The organism is Arthrobacter sp. 08Y14 (genome assembly GCF_002929455.1).
Classification (GTDB): Bacteria; Actinomycetota; Actinomycetes; order Actinomycetales; family Micrococcaceae; genus Arthrobacter_B; species Arthrobacter_B sunyaminii.
On the sequence record NZ_PJIX01000001.1, the window covers coordinates 1,280,045 to 1,299,980 of the forward strand.

Consider the following 19,936-nt stretch of genomic DNA (forward strand, 5'->3'; position numbering starts at 1 on the left):
CAAAAGGAATCACATGTCCAAGCGAATCGACGTCAAGGACCTCAACGTCTACTACGGCGACTTCCTGGCCGTAGAAAACGTCAATATCAACATTGAGGCCCGCTCCGTCACGGCGTTCATCGGACCCTCGGGCTGCGGAAAGTCCACTTTCCTGCGGACCCTGAACCGCATGCATGAAGTCCTTCCCGGTGCCCGCGTGGAGGGCGAAGTCCTGCTGGACGGGGAGAACCTCTACGGTCCCGGCGTGGACCCTGTTACCGTGCGCAGCCACATCGGCATGGTGTTCCAGCGCCCCAACCCGTTCCCCACCATGTCCATCCGGGACAACGTCCTGGCCGGCGTGAAGCTGAACAACAAGCGCATCTCCAAATCCGATGCGGACAACCTCGTGGAGAAGTCACTCACCGGGGCCAACCTGTGGAAGGAGGTCCGGGACCGCCTGGACAAGCCCGGCTCCGGCCTCTCCGGCGGCCAGCAGCAGCGCCTGTGCATCGCCCGCGCCATCGCCGTCTCACCCGAGGTCATCCTCATGGACGAGCCGTGCTCGGCCCTGGACCCGATCTCCACTCTCGCCATCGAGGACCTCATCGAGGAACTCAAGAGTGACTACACCGTGGTGATCGTGACCCACAATATGCAGCAGGCAGCCCGGGTCTCGGACAAGACCGCGTTCTTTAACATTGCCGGCACCGGCAAGCCGGGCAAGCTCATCGAGTATGACGACACCACGGTCATCTTCAACAACCCGTCCCAGAAGGCCACGGAGGACTACGTCTCCGGACGCTTCGGATAGAGGCCGTTCCCGGCTCCCCGGCGCTTTCCCGCCCGGCAGGTCAGAGCAGCGGGCTGATGGCCAGGAAAAGAATCCCGGCCAGCAGTGCGGTGACCGGTGCTGTGACCAGCCACGTCACCAGGATTTCCCGCAGCGGAATGAAGCGGACAGTGGAGAACCGCTGGTTGGCGCCGGCGCCCACAATCGCCGAAGTCATGGTCTGCGTGCTGGAGAGCGGGATCTGAAGCCATACGGCGCCCAGGAAAAGCATGGAGGAGCTGACCGCCGTCGCGCTCATGCCGCGCAGCGGGTCAATGCGCACCAGACGGCTGCCGAGTGTGCGGCTGATCCGCCAGCCGCCGAACAGGCTGCCCGCGGCCAGTGCCACGCCGGAAAAGATTTGTACCCAGAGTGGAATGCCGGTGGTGCCGGAGAATCCGGCGGCCACCAGCGCCAGGACAATCACCGCCATTGTCCGCTGCCCGTCCTGCATGCCGTGCCCCAGGGAAAACGCCGAGGTGAACACTGACTGGGCAATCCGGTTCCCCGCGTCTCCGCGCCGCGGCGAGCTGTAGCGCATGAGCCATGTGGTCGGAAAAACCAGCAGGTAGGCCAGCACAAAGGCAATAACGGGGGAGAGCAGCAGCGGCAGGACAATCTGCTGCAGGAGCACCTGATAGGACTCGGCGATGTTGGGGCCTCCCACCAGGGTGGACGCGGCTCCCGAGCCGACTATGCCGCCCACCAGGGCGTGCGTTGAGGACGAGGGCATGCGCCGCCACCAGGTCCACAGCCCCCAGCCGCACGCCGCCAGCAAACCCGCGATGAGGATGCCCAGGCCGGGGGTTCCCGCCGGCAGCTGGATGAACCGATCCGCCAGAACCAGGGCCAGCGCTGTGCTCAGCAGCGCGCCGGTCAGGTTGAAAACGGAGGCAAGCACGACGGCGACGGTGGGAGTCAGTGCGCGGGTGCGCACCGAGGTGGCTACGGAGTTTGAAACGTCATGGAACCCGTTGATGAAGGCGTAGGCACCTGCAAAGAGAACCACGGCGGCCAGCAGAACCGGCTCCACCTAGGATTCCCGCACCAGGATGCCGCCCACGGCGGTGGCGCACTGCCGCAGTGAAGCGGTGGTTCCGGCCAACTGGTCGGCGAGGTCCCTGTGCCGGGCATACGTGAGCGGCTTGTGGTCGCGCAGGAGTTCGGACACCCAGATGCGGTGGGTGCGCTCGGAGCGCTTGGACAGGCGCAGCATCTCAATCCAGTAGTCGTCGAGGTCTTCCAGTGAAGCCAGGCGGCGCATGGCACTTGCCGTCAGCTCGGCCTGCCGGCCAATGACTTCAAGCTGTTCGGCAGCACGTTTTGAAATGCCTGTCAGCCGGTACAGCGAGATGATTTCGGCTGCGGCGTCGAGGTTTTCCATTGCTGACATCAGCATGAGGGAAAGGTCGTAGAGGTCCTCGCGGGGGAGCGGGTTGATGAAGCTTGACCTCATCTGCGTCATAAGCGCGAAATGCAGGTCAGTGGATTCAGCCTCCAGCTGATGCATGTGCTCGGCGAGGCGTTCATAGTCAGCCGGTTCTGCGCCGAGGACCTCCGAGAGGGTCCCTGCGCCGCGGATCAGGACGCCGCCCATCTGGGAAAGGAGCTCGAGCCCCGCGTTTTCCTGGGGAAAGAGCCGCAGCCTCACAGGGCAACCCGGGGTTGCCGGCCAGAGTGGGGGTCCTGCGCGAAGTAGGTCACGAGCCCAAGATTATCGGCTGTGAAGGAAGATCCAAAAGCGGTGCCGGACCGGGAGCGCCTCTCGGCGGAAGGCCGCTCGAAGCGGCTCTAAGTTGAAGCCCGGGGGTTCCGCGGTCCAGCACCACTTTTAGTTTTCTACTCTTCGCCGACGTTGTCAACATGAGCTCCGGGCGGCCTAATCCAGCTCTCCCCGGCGCCACGCAGCCGCTGAATACTCCAGATCTTCGGCTGTGCGCATCAACTGGCGGGCATTGCGGGTGAGCTGCGTCGCCTTGTCCGTGCTGCCTGCTTCCGCTGAATCTGCATGATGGGTCTGGCCCAGAGCCACCACGCGGCAGAATGCCGCGAAGCGCTCCAGGGCTACGTCAAACTCTCCTTCGAAAGCCCCGGAGAGGATGGTGTCAGCCATGGCCTTGACCTCATCAGCGCCCAGGGGTTCCGCCACTCCGGCCACCACCTTGGACACCTGGGCAACGTCTTTGCCTGCGGCGTAGTAGGCGGCGACCCGTTCCGGATTCTGCTGAGTGGCTGCGCGGAGGGCGTAGAGGCGCCACAGGGCACCCGGCAGCGAGCGGGCGGGGCTTTCCGCCCACATCTCCGCTATGGATTCCAGGCCCTGCCGGTCCGCCAGTTTCACCAGGCGGCGGGTGATCTCCGGATCGGAGCTCTCCCTGCCGTGGTGGACCAGTGCCTGGGCTGCCAGGTGGGCCGCCTCGGATACTCGGGCCGGATCCGCGCCTCCGGGGATGTTGGCGAAGTCCAGCGGAGCGTACAGCTTGGGTTTGTGATGCCGTGGGGGCATTTCATTGGACTCACTCATAATTTGAGAATACTCCGCCCCGGGAACGGGCGTCGAGGAGCACCTCCGCCGCCGGGAGCGGGGCCGGCGCGGCTGCTCCCGGGGCGAAACGCAAAGTGTGCGCCACGATGTTTCGTGAGATACGTCCCCCGTGCGATAAAGTGGAGAAGTCGATTCGTCGACGGCTGGATTGCCAGGGGAAACCCGGGCGGTAACAGTTGTCCCGATACGACTGGGGGCCTTTAGCTCAGTTGGTAGAGCATCGGACTTTTAATCCGTGGGTCGTGGGTTCGAGCCCCACAGGGCCCACCAGAAGATGGGCCGGCAAGCCGTCAGCGGCGGGCCGGGACTTCGGCAGCACCCCGGTTTTCGGACCGGGGTGCTTTTTCTTTGCCGGGAGCACTCCCGGGCCGGGGCGGTCAGCCGCCGGCTCACCGGCTCAGGAGGACTGGCTGCCGTCGCCTTCCCCGGCACCCTCTTCGTTGCCCGTTTCCCCGGCAGGCCGGCTGCGCTCGGCCACGGGGGCAGGCACGGGCCGGCGGCGGGCGGTGTCAAACTTCATCAGCTTGTGCGTTCCGTCGCAGTAGGGCTTGATGGAGGATCCGCCGCACCTGCACAGTGCCACGGTTTCCCGGTCACGCGGAACAAGTTCGCCGTCGGGAGTGATGATTTCAAAGTCCCCGCGCACCAGCAGCGGCCCGTTGGGATAGGTGACCACGGAGGCCGCTGCGGGCCGTTTCCCGGATTCCGCAGCTTCAGACTGTGGATGTGCATCGTTGCCGGGACACCCGGCACACCCGTCTCCAGCGGGTGCCTCGCTCACGGGGTCACTCCGGACGCCAGGGCAAAGCCGTCCAGGGCTGCTGTTGTTGCCCCGGAGGGCTGCACACGCAGGGCGGTTCGGCCTTCTTTCCAGGCCGTGAGTTGATCCTCGCCCATCATGGCATCCAGGGCCAGAACCGTTGCGGCGCCGAACATCACATCAGCCAGCAGGGAAGGTTCAGCCTCAACAAGTCCCCCGGCCAGGTCCCGTGCAGCAATCTGTTCGTGAACGGCGTCGGCCTCCACATGCTCATCGAAGTAATAGGTGACGGTGTCATCGAATCCGAGCCGGCGGAAGCCCCGTGCATAGAAGGAGTTCGGGATGGAGGAGGTCATTTCAAAGGCGGCCAGGTGGCCTGCGATAGCCCCGCGCAGGCGGCGGTTCAGGCCGAACAGGGACATGGCGTTTGATGAGGCAAGGGTCAGGGCGGGGACGGCGTCGAGGTACCAGCCGTACTCGGTCTCCAGGTCCAGGCCCTTCATGGTGACCGCAAAGAGATCGGAATGCATGCGTTCGGGACGTCCGCCGCCGTATTCGTCCGCCTGGATTTCGATCAGGGCCGCCTTGGCGCGGCCCACCGGCAGCCGGGGAATGGCCCAGCTGTGGGGGTCGGCTTCCTTCAGCTGGTAGACGGAACGGAGGATCAGAAACTCCTCCAGCTGCTCACGGGTTGCCTTGGCGGCGACGAAGCGGGAAACGCTGGGCCCGTCGTCGTCGGCGGCCATCCGGAACAGCTCCGCTGCAACTGCTTCCGAGGTGGGTTCGGGGAGCGCAGGAACAGGAACAGTGCGGCGAAGGGCCGCCTCGAAAGTCTTCTCGAGGTCCAGGCGAAGACCCACAAGGCCGGGATGCCACTCCAGCGTGTCCGGCACCGTGTCCAGCCCGCTGTAGTGCAGCTCGTACAGGCAAAACAAAGTCAGCTGGAGGTCGTCATCGCGGAGGATGTCGGCAGTGCCGCGGCAGGCGCGGCGGGCGGCTTCGGCCAGATCCGTAAGCGCGCCGGCGGACGGGGCCTCCGGGGCCGTGAGCAGGTCAAGAAGGGCGGCACTGACTGGTCCGCGGGGTGCGGGGATTCTCATTCTTATCCTTTGTACTCCGGGTCAAGGGTCCCAGGTAGACGCCGTGGGCGGACAGCAAATCAAAGACATCAGCATACTTGGTAAACCGTTTGGGCCGGAATTCGTCCCGCCCGCGGCCGGCTGTGCGGACATTGACCTTTCCGCTCATCCGGCGTGAGATGGAAGCGTACGGTCGGCTGCGCATGAAAATGATCGCCAACCTGTGCGGAAGACAACGATGGCTGCGGAAAAGAGGAAACCCATGCCGCTGATTGACGCAGGAGGTTCAATGCTTGTTCCGGCACTGCTGCTGATGATTGCGGCCATGATTCTGACCGCAGTCCGGATTGATGCGGCGCTTGCACGCGGGGACGGCGAGAAACTGTTCTGGGTGGGTCTGACGGGGTCTCTGACAGCCCTGCTGGCCGTGGCCTGGGCGGTTGCCGGCAGCCCCGGCAGCGGACCGTGGGTGGGTTTGGCTGCAGTGGGCGGGGCAGCCGGTGCTGTCCGTTGGGTGCAGGTGCGCCACCGGCAGCGTAAAGCGGCCCGGCAACAGGACGCCCGCCGGCAGCAGATTGCAGCTCTGGAGCGCCGCCACGATGCCGTGCTGAAGAGCTGGAGTTCTTATGAGCTGGACGGCTGGAAGGCTCTGGAGAAACCGGGACTCACAGACGCGGCCAGGCCCGAGACCAAAAACCTGATGCGTGCCATGAAGAGCGCTGCTGCGCTCCGGCCGCCGGTGGAAGGTTCCGGTGCGGTGGATGATGAGTTCATCAGGGACTACGGAACGGCCGTTGCCGGTCTGGAAAATGCGTGGGTCAGCGCAGAGAGCTCAGCCGGAGGCGGCCACGCGGCCTAGCCTTCCGGGGTCTGGACGAAACGCGGCTTCGATGTCAGGCTCAGGGGCATGAGCGGGCACATAAGGGACGACATTGTGGTCTCCCGAAACGACGACCAAGACCGGTACGAGCTTCGCGTGGGCGGTGAACTGGCAGGCACGGCGGAGTACGAGGACGCCCCGGACGCAGTGGCCCTGACCCATACGGTGGTCCGGGAGGAATTCCGGCACCAGGGTTATTCATCCATGCTGGTGAAGTTCGCGGCGGAGGACATTATTGCGGCGGGGCGGCGGATAAAGCCGTACTGCTCCTACGCGGCGTCATATCTCGGCAAGCATCATGAGCTGAGCCACCATGTTTCATGGCCGCAGGAGGCGCGCTAATCGCGTCGCCGCCCGCTGCCGGTTGGGCGGCAGCGGGATGAGAAGGAATCCGCTGAGCGGCTGGCCCAATGATGAGGGTTGGCTTGAATCACCCTTAAATGAAGCTGGCTCCCCGCTCTGCATATGGGGGGAACGCAGAAGGGGGAGCCAGTGAAAATAGTATAGTGGCATCAGTCCGGAGAAACCAATTGGGGGGAATCGCCTGTGGCTGTGTCTGCCAAAGCTTTCCAGAACTGGCGATCCATGACTGCCCCGTGGGAGTCCACGGCTGATCTTTGCCGCATGGCCGGCATCAAACGCTCTACCCTGGCGCAGCAGCTGGTCCGCGGGAAGGTGTCTGAGACCACGGTTGTCCGTGTAGCACGGGCCTGTGATCAGAACCCGGTTGAAGCTCTGTCCTTCTTCGAGGAGTACCGTGATCTCTTGGCGGGCTCCCGTCCGCCCACAGCCAGCGAGCTCATCAGCCAGGTGACGTATGTCTGCGTCCTGCAGCTGCTGGTGGCGCGGAGCCTGCACCCCAATCCGTCGCCCGCAGATCTGCCGGGCCTGGGACCCTTTCCGCACCGGAACTCCGTGCGCGCCTGGTTTGAGGCGGTTGATCCGGGGGACCTGCGCCAGCGTCTGAGTGCCGTAAGCGGCGTGGCACCCCAAAACCTCTCAGCGCAGCTGACGGCCGGCCGGCTCGCCCCGGAGCTAGCCGTTCAAGCCGCCAGGATTGCAGGTGTGTCCCTGACCGGCGGCCTGGTGGCCACGGGCCTGCTGACCCCGGATGAGTGCGGCTGGCCCATCGGTGGCCGCGAACGTGCGCTTGCTGAACTTTCCGACGCTGACCTGGTGTTTCTTGCACGGGACCGGCTGGATACCCTGGGCAAAATGGTGAGAAAGCTCGAGCACGACGAAGACAACAACTCTGCACTTTTGGAGCAATTGGGATGATATTGCAGTGGATAGCCCTTGGCGTCAGCGTTTTCTTTGCCCTGCTGCGGCTACCCGGAGCCGTCCGCGGGGAGAACCGGGAAATGTTCTTTGCCCTGATTCTCCTTGCCGCGGCAATGGGACTAAGTATTCCGGCTATTTATCTTCCCGTGGATTCCGTGCTGGGAGGCGTGAATGTCGCCAACTTGCTTATTCGATACTGTATTTTTGCCGTCCTGCTGATTCTGGGCATGAAAGGTGCGGCGGCCTTCAATGCCCCACGGGCGCAACGGCTCATAGCCGGTCCGGTGGGCCTCGCTGTTGTGGGCGTCGCGTCTGCGGCCGTGGCAGTGCTCTTTGTCCTCAGTGATCTTCCGGAATCCTCCACGGCTCTGGCGGCATACTGGGACCAGGACACGGTGAATGCCTATGGTGACATTTCCCGGCTCTATCAGGCGTACGTGGTTTCCTGTCTGGTTCCGCCTTTGTTTCTCTGTGCTGCTGACTCCGCGCGCCGGCCGGACATTCGGCTGAGTGCAGGGCTCTTATCGCTGGGGCTCGGCGTGGTTTTCGTCCATTCGCTGCTGATCCTGTCGGTCTGGAATCTGCAGCTTGTGGTCTGGGACCGCATACTTCCCTATTCCGCCGTCATAGTGATTTCCATTGGGTTGGCACTCATTTGGAACTCTCGGCGGGTCGCTAAAAGGAGGGCCCCGCAGGGGTCACTGGCCAAGGTGTACGGCAGCAGGTAAAGAATCGGTATCGCTCGTTCACAATTTCATGATCATGTGCCAGAATAATGATTATGTAACATCCGCTGCCTGTGGGGGGTCAGCGTGACGTTACGACCGAAGCCAGCGGATAACTCCGCTGGCTTCGCTGTATCCGGAATTCCCTATTAGGCGTCGAGATCCGTTTCCAGGATTTTTACCAGGGCATCGAGGGCCTCGTCGGCCCCGTCACCCTCGGCCCGCAGCACCACAACGTCGCCGTTGGAAGCACCCAAACTCATGAGCGACAGCATGCTGGCCGCGTCCATTGCCTCCTCGGCGGGTTCCCCCTCCATTGCAATGGTTACGTCGACGGGCTGGGCCGCAGCTGCCTCGGCGAAGATGGAGGCGGGACGGGCGTGCAGGCCAACTCTGCTGGCGATTGTGGCTTTACGTTCTGGCATGGTGTGTGTTTCCTTCCGTTTGTACTCTCAGTACGCGTGGTGGATGAGTCAGGGTGAGGTTACAGACCCAGCTCCTCGAGGACGGGAAGACGGCTGCGGACCGCGGAACGTGCCTCTGCTGCAGTGTGCGCGCTCAGGGCGACTGACGCCAGCTCCTGCGCCTCAGCGAGGGACACGGTGGCCAGGACTGCTCCCACGGAAGCGAGTGCCCGAGGGGTCATGGACAGCGTGTTGACTCCCAGCCCTGTCAGCACGATGGCGAGGGCAGGGTCTGCCGCCGCTTCACCGCAGACGCCCACATTCTTGGTTCCGGCAGTGGCCTGGCCCGGCTCAGCCGCTGCTTCCGCCGCGCGCGCTCCTTCAACCGTTCGCCCGATCAACTGGAGCACAGCCGGTTGCCAGGGGTCATTCAGGGTGGCCAGGGTGCCGAGCTGCCGGTCGGCTGCCATGGTGTACTGCGTGAGGTCGTTAGTGCCCAGCGAAGCGAAACGGACCCGGGAAAGGACGGCCTCAGCCATGAGTGCGGCTGCCGGGACTTCGATCATCACTCCGGGCATCGCGAGTCCTGCGCCCGTGCACTGGACCGCAAAATCCGCAGCCTCCTCGGCGGTTGAAATCATCGGAGCCATGACCCACACATCGGCTTCGTGTGCGCCGGCCGCAATGGCAATCGCTTCCAGCTGGCGGCCGAGGACGCCGGGGGAGGACCTGTCGGTACGGAATCCCCGAACGCCCAGGGCCGGATTGGGTTCGGTGGCATCAGTCAGGAACGGCAAGGGCTTGTCCGCACCGGCATCCAAGGTGCGGACCACCACTTTCCGTCCGGGAAAAGCCTCAAAAACGGCCCCGTAAGCCGTGACCTGTTCCTCTTGGGTGGGCTCCGAATCGCGGCCAAGGAAGCAGAATTCGGTGCGCAGCAAACCGATACCTTCCGCACCGGCCGCCGCCGCAGCCTTTGCGTCCTTGCCGGAACCCACGTTGGCGAGGAGGGGAACCCGGTGACCGTCCGACGTCGTTCCCGTACCGCTGAAGGGTGGCAGGGACACGCGTGAGGCGTACTTGGAAGCGGCTTCCCGTTCCGAAGCGCCCGGTTCCGCCACGACGGTTCCGGTGGCCCCGTCGACGTAGAGCTCGGTGCCGTCGCTGAGTGAATCCGCGTCTGGGGCTCCCACCACCGCCGGCAGCCCCAGGGCGCGTGCCAGGATGGCGGTGTGGGATTGTGGTCCGCCGCCGGAGGTGACAAGGCCAACAACCTTGGCCGGGTCCAGGGTGGCCGTGTCAGCGGGGGCGAGTTCCTCGGCAACCAGGATGAACGGGGTGTCGGACGCGGGAATCCCCGGCGCGGGGAGCCCGTCCAGTTCAGCCACGATGCGCGCCCGGACGTCCAGGACGTCCTGCGTGCGCTCAGCCATGTAGCCGCCCAGGCTCTGCAGCATGGCGGCAACCTCCAGTCCCGCCTCCCAAATGGCCCGGTCCGCGGCCATGCCGGCATTAATGTGTTTGCCGGCAGCCTTAAGCAGCATGGGGTCTGTGGCCATCATGGCCGTTGCATCCAGTACGGCCTTGGCATCTCCGCTGGCCGTTTCAGCCCGGTGGCGCAGGTCTGCCCGGACTTCTTCGGCCGCGTCCTTCAGCCGGGCCTTTTCTCCGTCCACCGTGCTGTCTGCCCCGAATCTGGCATCAGCTTCGGGCTCGGGCACCGGAGGCGGCATCCGCAGCGATGGGCCAAGCACCCGCCCGGCGCTGACTCCGATTCCCTTGATGGTCCGCATCAGTGTGCCTCTCTGTGTGTGGGTAGTGGGCTGCTAGGCAATGACGGGTTCCTCCACACGTTTGGGGGCCGTCCAGCGTTTGAGCGCCACATAGATCAATCCTGAGGCCACCATTCCCGCGAGGATAGCCACAATGAACATCAGGATGTTGCCGATGGCGAAGAACACGAAAATTCCGCCGTGCGGTGCCTGGGACGTCACGCCGGTGCCCATGCAGATGGCGCCGGCAACGGCTCCGCCAACCATGCAGGACGGAATGACACGGAAGGGGTCTGCCGCGGCAAAGGGAATGGCGCCTTCAGAGATGAAGGCGGCACCGAGCAGCCAGGCGGCCTTGCCGTTCTCCCGAAGAGCCATCGTGAACTGCTGTTTGTCCACCACGGTTGCCAGGGCCATGCCCAGCGGAGGAACCATGCCGGCGGCCATGACCGCGGCCATGATTTGCCAGGGTGCCTGGTTCTCGAAGCTTCCTTCGCCGAGTCCCGCCACTGCAAACGCGTACGCCACCTTGTTGATGGGGCCGCCGAGGTCAGATCCCATCATGAGTCCCAAAATGATGCCCAGCACAATGGCGGTCACTCCGCCGAGGCCGTACAGCCAGTCATTCAGGGCCTGGGTCAGGGCGGCTATGGGACCGCCCAGGACAAGGATCATCAGTCCGGAGGCTATCAGCGAGCTGATGAGCGGAATGATCACTACGGGCATCAGACCCCGCAGCCACGAGGGTACCGACCAGCTGCCGACCCACCGCGCAACGTAGCCGGCCAGCAGGCCGCCGACGAGTCCGCCAAGGAAGCCGGCGTCCATGAACAGGGCCACTGCACCGGCAGTGAACCCCGGAGCGATGCCCGGCCGGTCAGCCAGGGCGTAGGCAATGTAACCGGCCAGGGCGGGCACCAGGAATCCCAGGGACAGATTGCCGATCTTCCAGAAGACTGCACCAAGATAGGTCAGCAGGCCCTGATCGCCCGGATTGAAGAGGGTGCCGCCGTTCAGGATGATGTCACCGGTCAGATCGCCGTCGTCGTTGGACAGCGACAGCTCATAACCTCCGAGGAGGAAGCCCAGGGCAATGAGCAGGCCGCCGCCGGCAACAAACGGAATCATGTAGCTGACGCCGGTGAGCAGAGCCCGCTTCAGCTGCCCGCCGAATCCCTCACCACCGCCGCTGCTTTGCGGATCGCGCTCCTCGCCGCCTCCTCCGCCGCCCGCAACACGCCGGGCATTGGGATCCTTGGCGGCGGCAAGCGCTTCATCGATCATGACGCCGGGTTCGTCGATGCCCCGCTTGACCGGACCGGCCACCACGGGAAGGCCGGCAAACCGGCCCTTGTCCCGGACATCGACGTCGGTGGCGAAGATGACAGCCTCCGCGTTGCGGATGACCGAAGGGTCCAAGGGGGTTGACCCCGCGGATCCCTGTGTTTCCACCTGCAGGTCAATACCCCGTTCGGCGGCCACCGCAGCCAAAGAATCCGCCGCCATATAGGTGTGGGCAATGCCTGTGGGGCAGGCGGTGACAGCGACCAGATGGAGGGTTTTCCCGCCGTCGCCGGCTGCACCTGTATCGCCGTTGTCCGCGGTGGGCTCCGATGCCGGAGCTCCTGCCGCATGGGCGCCGTCCGGACTCCCGGACGCGGCTCCAGCACCTGTGGCGCCGGCGCCTGCCGCCGTGGCCCCGGTGACCGGAGCCTGATTCGCGGCGCCCGAAGCCGTTCCTGTGGATTGTGACTCCGGGACAGGCCCCAGCCCCAGTGCTCCGTCCACCAGCTCAACTATTTCCTGGGGGGAGGCGGCTGTCCGCAGCGCACTGGTGAAGTTTTTCTTAATCAGAGAACGTGCCAGCTTGGAGAGCAGCTGCAGGTGTTCCTGGTCAGCGCCTTCCGGTGCGGCAATGAAAAAGACAATGTCCGCCGGGCCATCCTTGGCTCCCCAGTCCACCGGTGGCTGGATTCGGGCCATGGCCAGCGTGGCCTTCGTGACTGCCGAGGAGCGGCAGTGAGGAATGGCTATTCCGCCGGGAACCCCCGTTGCTGTCTTGGATTCCCGGGCCATGGCATCTGAGTACAGCCCGTCAAAGCCGGTGGCGCGTCCCGCTGAGACCACCTGCTGGACCAGGTAGCGGATCACCTCGGACCGTTCGGTTCCCAGATTCTGGTCAAGGGTGACCAACTCCGGTGTGATGAGATCCGACATTAGTTTTCCTCCTTAGATTCCGCCTGAGCGGTTGCGGAGCCGGGGGTGTTGGCGGGGAGGGGTATCTCCGTCACGGTCACGGCGCCGGGATCAGTCTGCGCAAGCGTGGGGACGGTGGTGCCCGGAAGGGATGCGGCTGCGGCGCCGTGTGCCACGGCCTGGCGCAGACAGTCGCTTGGCGGGGCGCCGGCGACGTCGGCGAGCAAGTACCCGGCCAGGGAGGAGTCGCCGGCGCCTACGGTGGACCGGGCCGCGACCGGCGGGCGGGTGGCCTGCCAGGCTCCCCCAGCCGTGATGAGCAGGGCGCCTTTGGCGCCCAGAGTTGCCAGGACGGCTCCGACGCCCCGGGCGATAAGGGTCCGTGCCGCCTGTACGGCCAAAAGCGGATCTGCTTCGAGTTCGTCTTCGCTTCCTACGCCGGTCACCTCGGCCAGCTCCTCTGCGTTGGGCTTAAGCAGGTCCGGCGTGGCGCCGTGCATCAGCGCGCCAAGGAGCGGAGGGCCTGAGGAATCAACGGCAATGCGCGGAGCGGCGTCGCCAAATTGACTGCGGACGGCATGTGCCACCAGTGCATACAGGTCCGGGGACGCCCCGGGAGGCAACGACCCGGCAAGCACCAGCCACGACGCAGCGACGCCGTTCCCGCCGGCAGCACAGGTGTCCACCAGCAGGCTGATGAGGGCTTCCTGGTCAGAAGGGTCCAGTGCTGGGCCCGGGACGTTGATCTTGGTGGTGGTTCCATCCGGTTCCGTCAGGGTGATGTTGCTGCGGAGCGCGGACCGGATGGGTAGGTTTGCGTAACTGACGCCGGCGCTGCGCAGGGCGGAAAGGACAGGGTCATTGTCGCCGCCGGGCAGGACGGCGATTGACTGCAGCCCGGATGCGGTGAGGGCGCGGGATACGTTGACTCCTTTGCCTCCGGGATCCCCGCTGATGGCGGCTGCGCGCTGGACAGCCCCGCGGACCAGCGGTCCCGGCAACTCGATGGTCCGGTCCAAACTGGGATTGACGGTGAGGGTGACGATCATTGATGGTTTCGGCATGGACACCCGCAATCTGCGCCACCTCATGAAGCGGCGTACGCCACGTCCGGTGTGCTGAACCAACGCTATTTAGGTTGACCAGCGATTGCAATGGGGGGCGTTTCCAGCGCTCTCCCAAAGCCCAAACGGGCCTGTCCGGAATAGTGTGGGTGCATGCGCAACGTCCTTTGGTCCGCCCCTGCCGACGCCCGCCCCGGCACCCACCTCCTCGTGATGCTGCATGGCTACGGAACGGATGAACACAGCTTGGCAACGTTGTTTCCGTCAATTCCCGCGGGCATTACGGCTGCTTCGCTGCGAGGCACCTTTCCAGTGGGGGACTCGCACGGCTGGTTCCTCCTGGATCCGTATCTGCAGTCCGACACCGCCGAGGTGCTGGAGGCCGCGGCAGCCGTTTTCACCTGGCTGGACCGGACCATGGCAGGGGAATCCTTCACCGGAGTTTCGCTGCTGGGGTTTTCCCAGGGCATGGCGATGGCCACCACCCTGCTCCGTCTGCGGCCCGGAAGGTTTGAATCCGTTGTGGGACTGTCCGGGTTCGTGGCTGAGAACGAACTGCTGGCCATGGCAGAACCGCTTTCGGAGCCGGTCCCCTACTTCTGGGGACGGGACCGGGATGACTGGGTGATCAATGAAGACGCGATTCTTGGGACGCAGAATTGGCTGGAAAAAAATACCGCGCTAACCGCCCGCACATACCCCGGGATGGGGCACAATATTGGTGCCGACGAGCTTCGTGACGTGAGTCTCTTCCTGAGGCGTTATGTAGTGGCCCAGCCCCGCCCTGACGCGGAAGACAAACGGGGCTAACATCTATCGGCAAGGAACCAAAATCGATTTCAACTACTACCTAAGCATGCTTATGAAGTACAGTGGAGGAAAGCGCGGCCCACAGGTCGCTCGGCAAAACAACGAAATCATCACTCGTTCACACAGCAAGGAGTAATCATCATGGGTTTCATTGCTTTCCTTATTCTTGGTCTTATCGCAGGTGCAATCGCTAAGGCAATCCTTCCGGGTCGCCAGGGCGGCGGCTGGATCGCTACTCTGGTCCTCGGCGTCATCGGCGCCCTGCTTGGCGGCTGGATTGGCGGCGCCATCTTCGGTGTCGAGCTGGAAGAATTCTTCTCCATCCAGACGTGGCTTGTTGCCATCATCGGCTCCATCATCGTTCTCGCTATCTACGGCTTCGTTACTCGCAAGAGCAGCCGCGCCTAGTTTGTGAGTCTGTGCTCCGGCGCAGAGTTCTGCAGCAGACTGCAGATAAAAAGCGGGACCGGCGGATTATTCCGCGGGTCCCGCTTTTTACGTACCTGCCTCACGTAGGCTTAAACGGGCTGGTGCCCTGCACCGGAACATGTGTCGAAAAGGAGCGTTGCCGTGGGATTTCTATCCAACCGTGCCATGAAGGCTGCCGGGGGAACCGTCTTTGAAAAGGACGGGACACCCAAAGCTTCGGTGCTCCGGGCAATGGAGCGGGCCGTGGAGGTCCAGCGTCCCTTGGTGCTCGCAAATATCAGACGGCTGCAGCGCAAGCATCCCCAGGCGACACCGGCGGAACTGGTGTCGATCGTGGAGAAGCACTACCTGAACACCGTGACCGGAGGCGGAGCCGCAGTGGGCGCGACCGCCGTCGTGCCCGCCATCGGCACTGCCGCAGCTTTGGGGCTCTCGGCGGCGGCAACGGTGGGTTTCCTTGAGGCAACGGCGCTCTACGCGCAGTCAGTCGCCGAACTGCACGGGGTGCACCTCTCAGATCCGGAACGTTCGCGGACCATGGTCATGGCCATCATGCTTGGCGAAGAGGGAACCGCCATGATGCAGTCCGTTGCCGGGCGTGGAGGCAAGCCCTGGGCCAGCTCCCTGGGCAGAATGCCGTCCGGCGTGATGGGATCCGTTGGATCATCCATTCGAAAGCAGTTCATGAAACGCGTTATTGCCCGGCAGGGAACGGCCCTGCTTGGCCGCGCGCTGCCCCTGGGGATCGGAGCGGTTGTGGGCGGAGCCGGCAACCACGCCATGGGCAAGGGTGTCATCAAGGCCGCCCGGCGTGCGTTGGGCCCGGTGCCGGAAACAATCAGCGGCGAACTGGCCGAGGATTTGCAGCAGGTGCCTGAGAAGCCCTAGCGGAACAGGCCGGGGCGGGCGTGTGCGCCCGCCGCCCGGCCTAACCGAAGACCGCGTGCGCGACGGTGAAGATGGCCAGCCCCGCCAGGGACCCCACCACGGTGCCGTTGATTCGAATAAACTGCAGGTCCTTGCCCACCTGAAGCTCGATCTTCTCGGACGTCTCCTGCGCGTCCCAGTGCTCCACCGTTTCAGTGATCACGCCGGCTATGTCGCTGCTGTAGGTCTTCACCAGGTAACCGGCGGCATCGGCGATCCAGGTATTCACCTTTGCGGCGAGCTCGGGATCGGTGGCAAGCCGGTGACCGAAGTCCTGCACTGCAGCCTTGAAATTCTGCGTCAGCTCGCTGTCCGGGTCATCCACGGCGGTGGTCAGGGCGTTCTTGATCGTGGCCCACGTCTGGGTGATGAGCTGCTGGACCCGGGGATCATCCAGCACCTGTTCCTTGATCGCGTCAGCCTTGGCCATGACGGCGGGATCGTCCTGCAGGTCCCGGGCCAGACCCTTGAGGTAGTTGTCCAGGGCACGGCGCATCTCATGGTTCTGATCTTCCTGCACGGCCCGCAGGAAGCGTCCCACTTCCACCTGCACACGGTCGCCCACCAGGTCATCCACAAACGAGGGCACCCAGGACGGGGACCGCTGGGCCACCAGTTCGGAGATGACATCCGGGTTCGCTTCCACCCAGTCATTGATGCTGTCCACCACCAGATTCACGAGCTGGTGGTGGTGCCCCTCTTCGAAGACCCGTTCCGCCACCCGGCCCATGGGCGGGCCCCACGGCGGATCCACCACGTGCCGGCGGAACATGGACTCCAAAACCGTTTTGACGGCGTCGTCGTCCAGGACCCGCAGGATTCCGCGGATGGCGGCGGAACCCTCGGTGGCTACGCGGGCGGCGCTTTCCGGGCGTTCCAGCCAGGCGCCGGCCTTCTGCGCCAGCTGCATGGAGCCCAGTTTTTGGGTGATGACCTCTTCGGAGAGGAAGTTGCTCTCCACGAACTGGCCGAGAGAGGCGCCGATCTGATCCTTCTTGCGCGGAATGATCGCCGTGTGCGGAATCTTCACTCCCATGGGGTGCTTGAAAAGCGCGGTGACTGCAAACCAGTCCGCCAAGGCGCCCACCATGCCGCCCTCGGCGGCAGCCCGAACATACTGCAGCCAGGGGTAGCGCTCCTGCAGGGCAAAGGAGATGACGAAGACGACGGCGAGCACCACCAGCAGTCCGGTCGCCACCATTTTCATTCGGCGCAGCCCTGCCGCCCGCTGGGCATCATCCAGTACCGGAAGGCTCATGCCGACGCTCCGTTTCCGTCGTTACGCATGTTCCCCGGCCGGAGAACCGAAGATGAAATCGAAGACAAAAGCAAAACCGCTCCTCGTGCTTGTGCCGGTTCGTGTGCCGCGGGCCGGTCGGACGCCGCGGCAGGAACCGTCCAGCCAATGTAATCAGTCTGCTGTGCAAGGTACCGTGTCGGCAAACGCCGTCCCCGGGGAACATGCTGGGAGCGGCGCCGGCCGTGTGGTTGAGTGGGGCTCATGGCTTCCCCGATTGAGGATTATGCGCTGGTTTCAGACCTGCACACCGGTGCCCTGATTTCCCGGCGGGGAAGCATCGACTGGCTGTGCCTGCCGCGGTTCGACTCGCCGTCGGTCTTTGGTGCATTGCTGGGAACCGAGAACCATGGCCGGTGGCTGCTGGCTCCGGAGGGAGATGCCGCCGTCGTGAGCCGAAGCTATCTTGGGCCCACCTTTATCCTGCAGACACACTGGGCAACTGACACCGGCGCTGTGCTGGTCACTGAGTTCATGCCGGTGGGTGACGGTCGGGCTTCGATTGTGCGCCGGGTGGAGGGAATCAGCGGAACTGTGGATATGCGCCAGGAGCTGGAAGTGCGGTTCAACTACGGAACCGTCCTGCCGTGGATGCGCCGTGACCCCGATCCGCACGGAGAGCGTCTGCTGGCGATAGCTGGACCGAATGCACTGGTGCTGCGCGGCGACAATCTGCCCCGGGCGGTGGACCACCAGCACGTTGGGCGCTTCACTGTGGGTGCCGACGAGCGCGTGGACATGGAACTGACCTGGCATCTCTCCCACCATGAAGTGCCTCCGCTGACGGACATCGACACCGCGCTGGCTTCCACCACCGATTATTGGGAAAGGTGGGCGGACCACTGCGATCCCGCGCAGCAGTATGTTGGACCCGTCCAGCGCTCGCTGCTGGTACTGCGCGCGCTGACGCATGAGTCCACCGGCGGCATTGTGGCGGCTCCCACCACCTCGCTTCCGGAGGTTGCGGGCGGGGAACGCAACTGGGATTACCGCTACTGCTGGCTCCGGGACGCGGCGCTGACCCTCGAAGCCATGCTGGGTCACGGCTACGCGGATGAGGCACTGCGCTGGCGCAACTGGCTGCTGCGTGCCGTGGCCGGTGACCCGGAGGACCTGCAGATCATGTACGCGGTGGACGGTGCCCGTGAACTTCCCGAACGCATCCTGCCCCAGTTCACCGGGTATGGAGGATCCGTTCCGGTGCGCGTGGGGAACGGGGCGGTTTCCCAGTACCAGGCCGACGTCGTCGGCGAAGTGATGGTTGCCCTGGCCAAGCTTCGGGACGCGGGTGTGGCGGAGGATAGTTTCTCCTGGCCCCTGCAACGGGCTCTGATGACCTTCCTGGAGCGCCACCTCGAGGATAAGGACCACGGAATCTGGGAAATGCGGGGAGAGCCCCAGCACTTCACCCATTCGCGGGTCATGATGTGGGCGGCGTTTGACCGGGCGGCCGCCGCCGTCCGGTCCCATGGCCTGGATGGTCCGGTGGAGCTGTGGGACGCCCTGCGGGACGGACTGCGTGAGGAGATCCTGAACCGCGGCTTCAACGAAGAATTGAATACCTTCACGCAGTATTACGGCAGCAGGGAAGTGGACGCGGCTCTGCTGCAGCTTCCCCAAGTGGGTTTCCTGGCCTACAACGACGAACGCATGCTGGGCACGGTGGCCAGGCTTGAGCAGGACCTGTGCACCGACTCCGGCCTGCTGCTGCGCTATGCCACGCACAGCGGGATTGACGGCTTGGAGCCCGGCGAGAACCCCTTCCTGGCCTGCAGTTTCTGGCTCGTTGAACAGTATGCCGCCACCGGGCGGACCGGGGAGGCACGCGCCCTCATGGACCAATTGGTGGCATACTCCAACGAGCTGGGCCTGCTCAGCGAGGAATATGATCCGGTGCACAATACGATGGCCGGAAACTTTCCGCAGGCTTTTTCCCACCTTGCCCTGGTCCGAGCCGCGGACGCGCTGAACACCGCGGCGCCGCTGACGGATGCTCCTGCCGGGCCTTCCGCCATCTTCAACCCCACCGAAAGAAGCTAATGAACCGCCAAAGTTCCTCAGCGGCCGCCATGGCGGCGCTGCTGTCAGTCAGCGCCGTCAATCATTTCCGCAACCCGAAGTTCTACAACACGGTGGTTCCCCGCAGTATCAGCACGGACACTGACGGCCGGCTCGGTGTGCTGACCCGCCGGCAGTGGACCCACCTGAGCGGGGTGCTGGAGTTTGCCGCCGCGGCCGGGCTGCTGCTGCCGGCCACCCGCCGGGCGGCCGCCACGGGAACCACCCTGATGTACATCGCCTTCATCGCCGGACACCTCAGTGCCCTGCAGCGTGCCTTCGGTCCCCGCGGATCGGACCGGGAGAAGGCCATCCACCTGGCCCGGCTGCCCCTGCAGCTGCCCCTGATCCGCTGGGCCTGGAGCCTGCGCGGCTAGGAAGCGGACATGGCAACGAATTTGCTGGTGCTGTCGGACAGCCATTTGCCCAAGCGGGCGCGGGAACTGCCCGCGCAGCTGTGGGCGGATATCGAGGCAGCTGATGCCGTGGTCCACGCCGGTGACTGGGTCAGCGAAGACGCACTGGATGAAATGCTGCAGCGCTCGCGAAAACTGATTGCCTGCTACGGCAATAACGACGGCGGTGCGCTGCCGTCCCGGCTGCCTTTGGTTGCCACGGCCACGGTTGAACAGGTGCGGCTGGCCGTCATCCATGAAACAGGTCCTGCCGCAGGGCGGGAAAAACGCCTGGATGAGCAGTTTCCCGACACTGATCTGCTGATCTTCGGGCACAGCCACATTCCGTGGGACACCGTGACCCCGGCCGGAATGCGGCTGCTGAATCCCGGCTCGCCCACGGACCGCAGGCGCCAGCCCTTCTGCACCTACATGCGCCTCACAGTAGAGGGGGAAGCCGTCACCGTGGAGCTGGTGCGGCTTCCCCCTCGAAAGGCTTAGTT

The 19,936-nt window shown here is 64.4% G+C and carries 21 protein-coding genes and 1 tRNA gene; 12 read left to right on the top strand and 10 right to left on the bottom strand.

The window, feature by feature from the left end; genetic code table 11:
- The first annotated feature begins 13 nt into the window (after positions 1-13).
- Positions 14-793, top strand: a complete 780-nt coding sequence (pstB, locus tag CXR03_RS06125) for a phosphate ABC transporter ATP-binding protein PstB (protein ID WP_104053574.1) — start codon at positions 14-16, stop codon at positions 791-793.
- A 40-nt stretch (positions 794-833) separates the two neighbouring features.
- Here pstB and CXR03_RS06130 read toward each other — a convergent pair whose 3' ends face one another.
- The 3 genes from CXR03_RS06130 to CXR03_RS06140 all read right to left on the bottom strand — a co-directional run bounded on the left by CXR03_RS06130 (position 834) and on the right by CXR03_RS06140 (position 3,335).
- Positions 834-1,844: an inorganic phosphate transporter gene (locus CXR03_RS06130; RefSeq protein ID WP_104102605.1), complete on the bottom strand. Its 1,011-nt coding sequence runs from the start codon at positions 1,842-1,844 to the stop codon at positions 834-836.
- Entirely contained in the window at positions 1,845-2,462 is a 618-nt protein-coding gene (locus CXR03_RS06135; protein ID WP_104102606.1) for a DUF47 domain-containing protein, read from the bottom strand.
- A gap of 228 nt (positions 2,463-2,690) precedes the next feature.
- Positions 2,691-3,335, bottom strand: a complete 645-nt coding sequence (locus CXR03_RS06140; RefSeq protein ID WP_104053577.1) for a hypothetical protein — start codon at positions 3,333-3,335, stop codon at positions 2,691-2,693.
- 215 nt (positions 3,336-3,550) lie between these two features.
- Between CXR03_RS06140 and CXR03_RS06145 the strand changes: the two genes are divergently transcribed.
- Positions 3,551-3,626, top strand: a tRNA-Lys gene (locus CXR03_RS06145).
- A 127-nt stretch (positions 3,627-3,753) separates the two neighbouring features.
- On the opposite strand, the gene CXR03_RS18785 is transcribed toward CXR03_RS06145, so the two are convergent.
- Both CXR03_RS18785 and CXR03_RS06155 read right to left on the bottom strand, forming a co-directional pair.
- A complete protein-coding gene (locus tag CXR03_RS18785; protein WP_104102608.1) occupies positions 3,754-4,137 on the bottom strand; it encodes a CDGSH iron-sulfur domain-containing protein in 384 nt (127 codons plus the stop codon).
- On the bottom strand, positions 4,134-5,216 hold the full coding sequence (locus CXR03_RS06155) for an iron-containing redox enzyme family protein (RefSeq protein WP_104102609.1): 1,083 nt from the start codon (positions 5,214-5,216) through the stop codon (positions 4,134-4,136). Before CXR03_RS06155 ends, CXR03_RS18785 begins: the two co-directional genes overlap by 4 nt.
- A gap of 268 nt (positions 5,217-5,484) precedes the next feature.
- Between CXR03_RS06155 and CXR03_RS06160 the strand changes: the two genes are divergently transcribed.
- The 4 genes from CXR03_RS06160 to CXR03_RS06175 all read left to right on the top strand — a co-directional run bounded on the left by CXR03_RS06160 (position 5,485) and on the right by CXR03_RS06175 (position 8,084).
- The gene (locus tag CXR03_RS06160) at positions 5,485-6,054 is read left to right on the top strand and encodes a hypothetical protein (protein ID WP_146070463.1); all 570 of its coding nucleotides are present in this window, start codon (positions 5,485-5,487) and stop codon (positions 6,052-6,054) included.
- Positions 6,055-6,102: 48 nt separating this feature from the next.
- On the top strand, positions 6,103-6,417 hold the full coding sequence (locus CXR03_RS06165) for a GNAT family N-acetyltransferase (protein WP_104102612.1): 315 nt from the start codon (positions 6,103-6,105) through the stop codon (positions 6,415-6,417).
- A gap of 282 nt (positions 6,418-6,699) precedes the next feature.
- The gene (locus tag CXR03_RS06170; protein WP_308470577.1) at positions 6,700-7,353 is read left to right on the top strand and encodes a hypothetical protein; all 654 of its coding nucleotides are present in this window, start codon (positions 6,700-6,702) and stop codon (positions 7,351-7,353) included.
- Positions 7,350-8,084: a hypothetical protein gene (locus CXR03_RS06175; protein WP_104102614.1), complete on the top strand. Its 735-nt coding sequence runs from the start codon at positions 7,350-7,352 to the stop codon at positions 8,082-8,084. The genes CXR03_RS06170 and CXR03_RS06175 overlap by 4 nt, the downstream gene beginning before the upstream one ends.
- A gap of 146 nt (positions 8,085-8,230) precedes the next feature.
- Here the strand turns inward: CXR03_RS06175 and CXR03_RS06180 are convergent, their stop codons facing one another.
- The 4 genes from CXR03_RS06180 to CXR03_RS06195 are packed head-to-tail and all read right to left on the bottom strand — an operon-like array spanning position 8,231 to position 13,502.
- The gene (locus tag CXR03_RS06180; protein WP_104053585.1) at positions 8,231-8,506 is read right to left on the bottom strand and encodes an HPr family phosphocarrier protein; all 276 of its coding nucleotides are present in this window, start codon (positions 8,504-8,506) and stop codon (positions 8,231-8,233) included.
- A gap of 59 nt (positions 8,507-8,565) precedes the next feature.
- Complete coding sequence (gene ptsP, locus CXR03_RS06185; protein WP_104102616.1) at positions 8,566-10,278, bottom strand: phosphoenolpyruvate--protein phosphotransferase; 1,713 nt, start codon at positions 10,276-10,278, stop codon at positions 8,566-8,568.
- 33 nt (positions 10,279-10,311) lie between these two features.
- Positions 10,312-12,474 carry a fructose-specific PTS transporter subunit EIIC gene (locus tag CXR03_RS06190; protein WP_104102617.1) on the bottom strand — a complete coding sequence of 721 codons (2,163 nt, stop codon included), beginning with the start codon at positions 12,472-12,474 and terminating at the stop codon, positions 10,312-10,314.
- Positions 12,474-13,502 carry a 1-phosphofructokinase family hexose kinase gene (locus CXR03_RS06195; protein WP_104102618.1) on the bottom strand — a complete coding sequence of 343 codons (1,029 nt, stop codon included), beginning with the start codon at positions 13,500-13,502 and terminating at the stop codon, positions 12,474-12,476. Before CXR03_RS06195 ends, CXR03_RS06190 begins: the two co-directional genes overlap by 1 nt.
- Positions 13,503-13,670: 168 nt before the next feature.
- Between CXR03_RS06195 and CXR03_RS06200 the strand changes: the two genes are divergently transcribed.
- The 3 genes from CXR03_RS06200 to CXR03_RS06210 all read left to right on the top strand — a co-directional run bounded on the left by CXR03_RS06200 (position 13,671) and on the right by CXR03_RS06210 (position 15,644).
- On the top strand, positions 13,671-14,327 hold the full coding sequence (locus CXR03_RS06200) for an alpha/beta hydrolase (RefSeq protein ID WP_104102620.1): 657 nt from the start codon (positions 13,671-13,673) through the stop codon (positions 14,325-14,327).
- 141 nt (positions 14,328-14,468) lie between these two features.
- Positions 14,469-14,735, top strand: a complete 267-nt coding sequence (locus CXR03_RS06205; protein WP_104102621.1) for a GlsB/YeaQ/YmgE family stress response membrane protein — start codon at positions 14,469-14,471, stop codon at positions 14,733-14,735.
- Between the two features lie 186 nt (positions 14,736-14,921).
- Positions 14,922-15,644 (top strand): hypothetical protein, encoded by a 723-nt coding sequence (locus tag CXR03_RS06210; RefSeq protein ID WP_104102623.1) that lies wholly within the window; start codon positions 14,922-14,924, stop codon positions 15,642-15,644.
- A gap of 40 nt (positions 15,645-15,684) precedes the next feature.
- Here the strand turns inward: CXR03_RS06210 and CXR03_RS06215 are convergent, their stop codons facing one another.
- Positions 15,685-16,941, bottom strand: coding sequence for a DUF445 domain-containing protein (locus CXR03_RS06215; RefSeq protein WP_104102624.1), 1,257 nt, complete (start codon positions 16,939-16,941; stop codon positions 15,685-15,687).
- A 243-nt stretch (positions 16,942-17,184) separates the two neighbouring features.
- On the opposite strand from CXR03_RS06215, the gene CXR03_RS06220 reads away from it, so the two are divergent.
- Genes CXR03_RS06220 through CXR03_RS06230 form a run of 3 tightly spaced genes read left to right on the top strand, consistent with a single transcriptional unit; the run spans position 17,185 to position 19,934 of the window.
- Positions 17,185-19,020: a glycoside hydrolase family 15 protein gene (locus CXR03_RS06220; protein WP_104102626.1), complete on the top strand. Its 1,836-nt coding sequence runs from the start codon at positions 17,185-17,187 to the stop codon at positions 19,018-19,020.
- A complete protein-coding gene (locus tag CXR03_RS06225; protein WP_104102627.1) occupies positions 19,020-19,415 on the top strand; it encodes a hypothetical protein in 396 nt (131 codons plus the stop codon). Before CXR03_RS06220 ends, CXR03_RS06225 begins: the two co-directional genes overlap by 1 nt.
- A gap of 9 nt (positions 19,416-19,424) precedes the next feature.
- Entirely contained in the window at positions 19,425-19,934 is a 510-nt protein-coding gene (locus CXR03_RS06230; RefSeq protein WP_104102629.1) for a metallophosphoesterase, read from the top strand.
- The last annotated feature ends 2 nt before the right edge of the window (positions 19,935-19,936 follow it).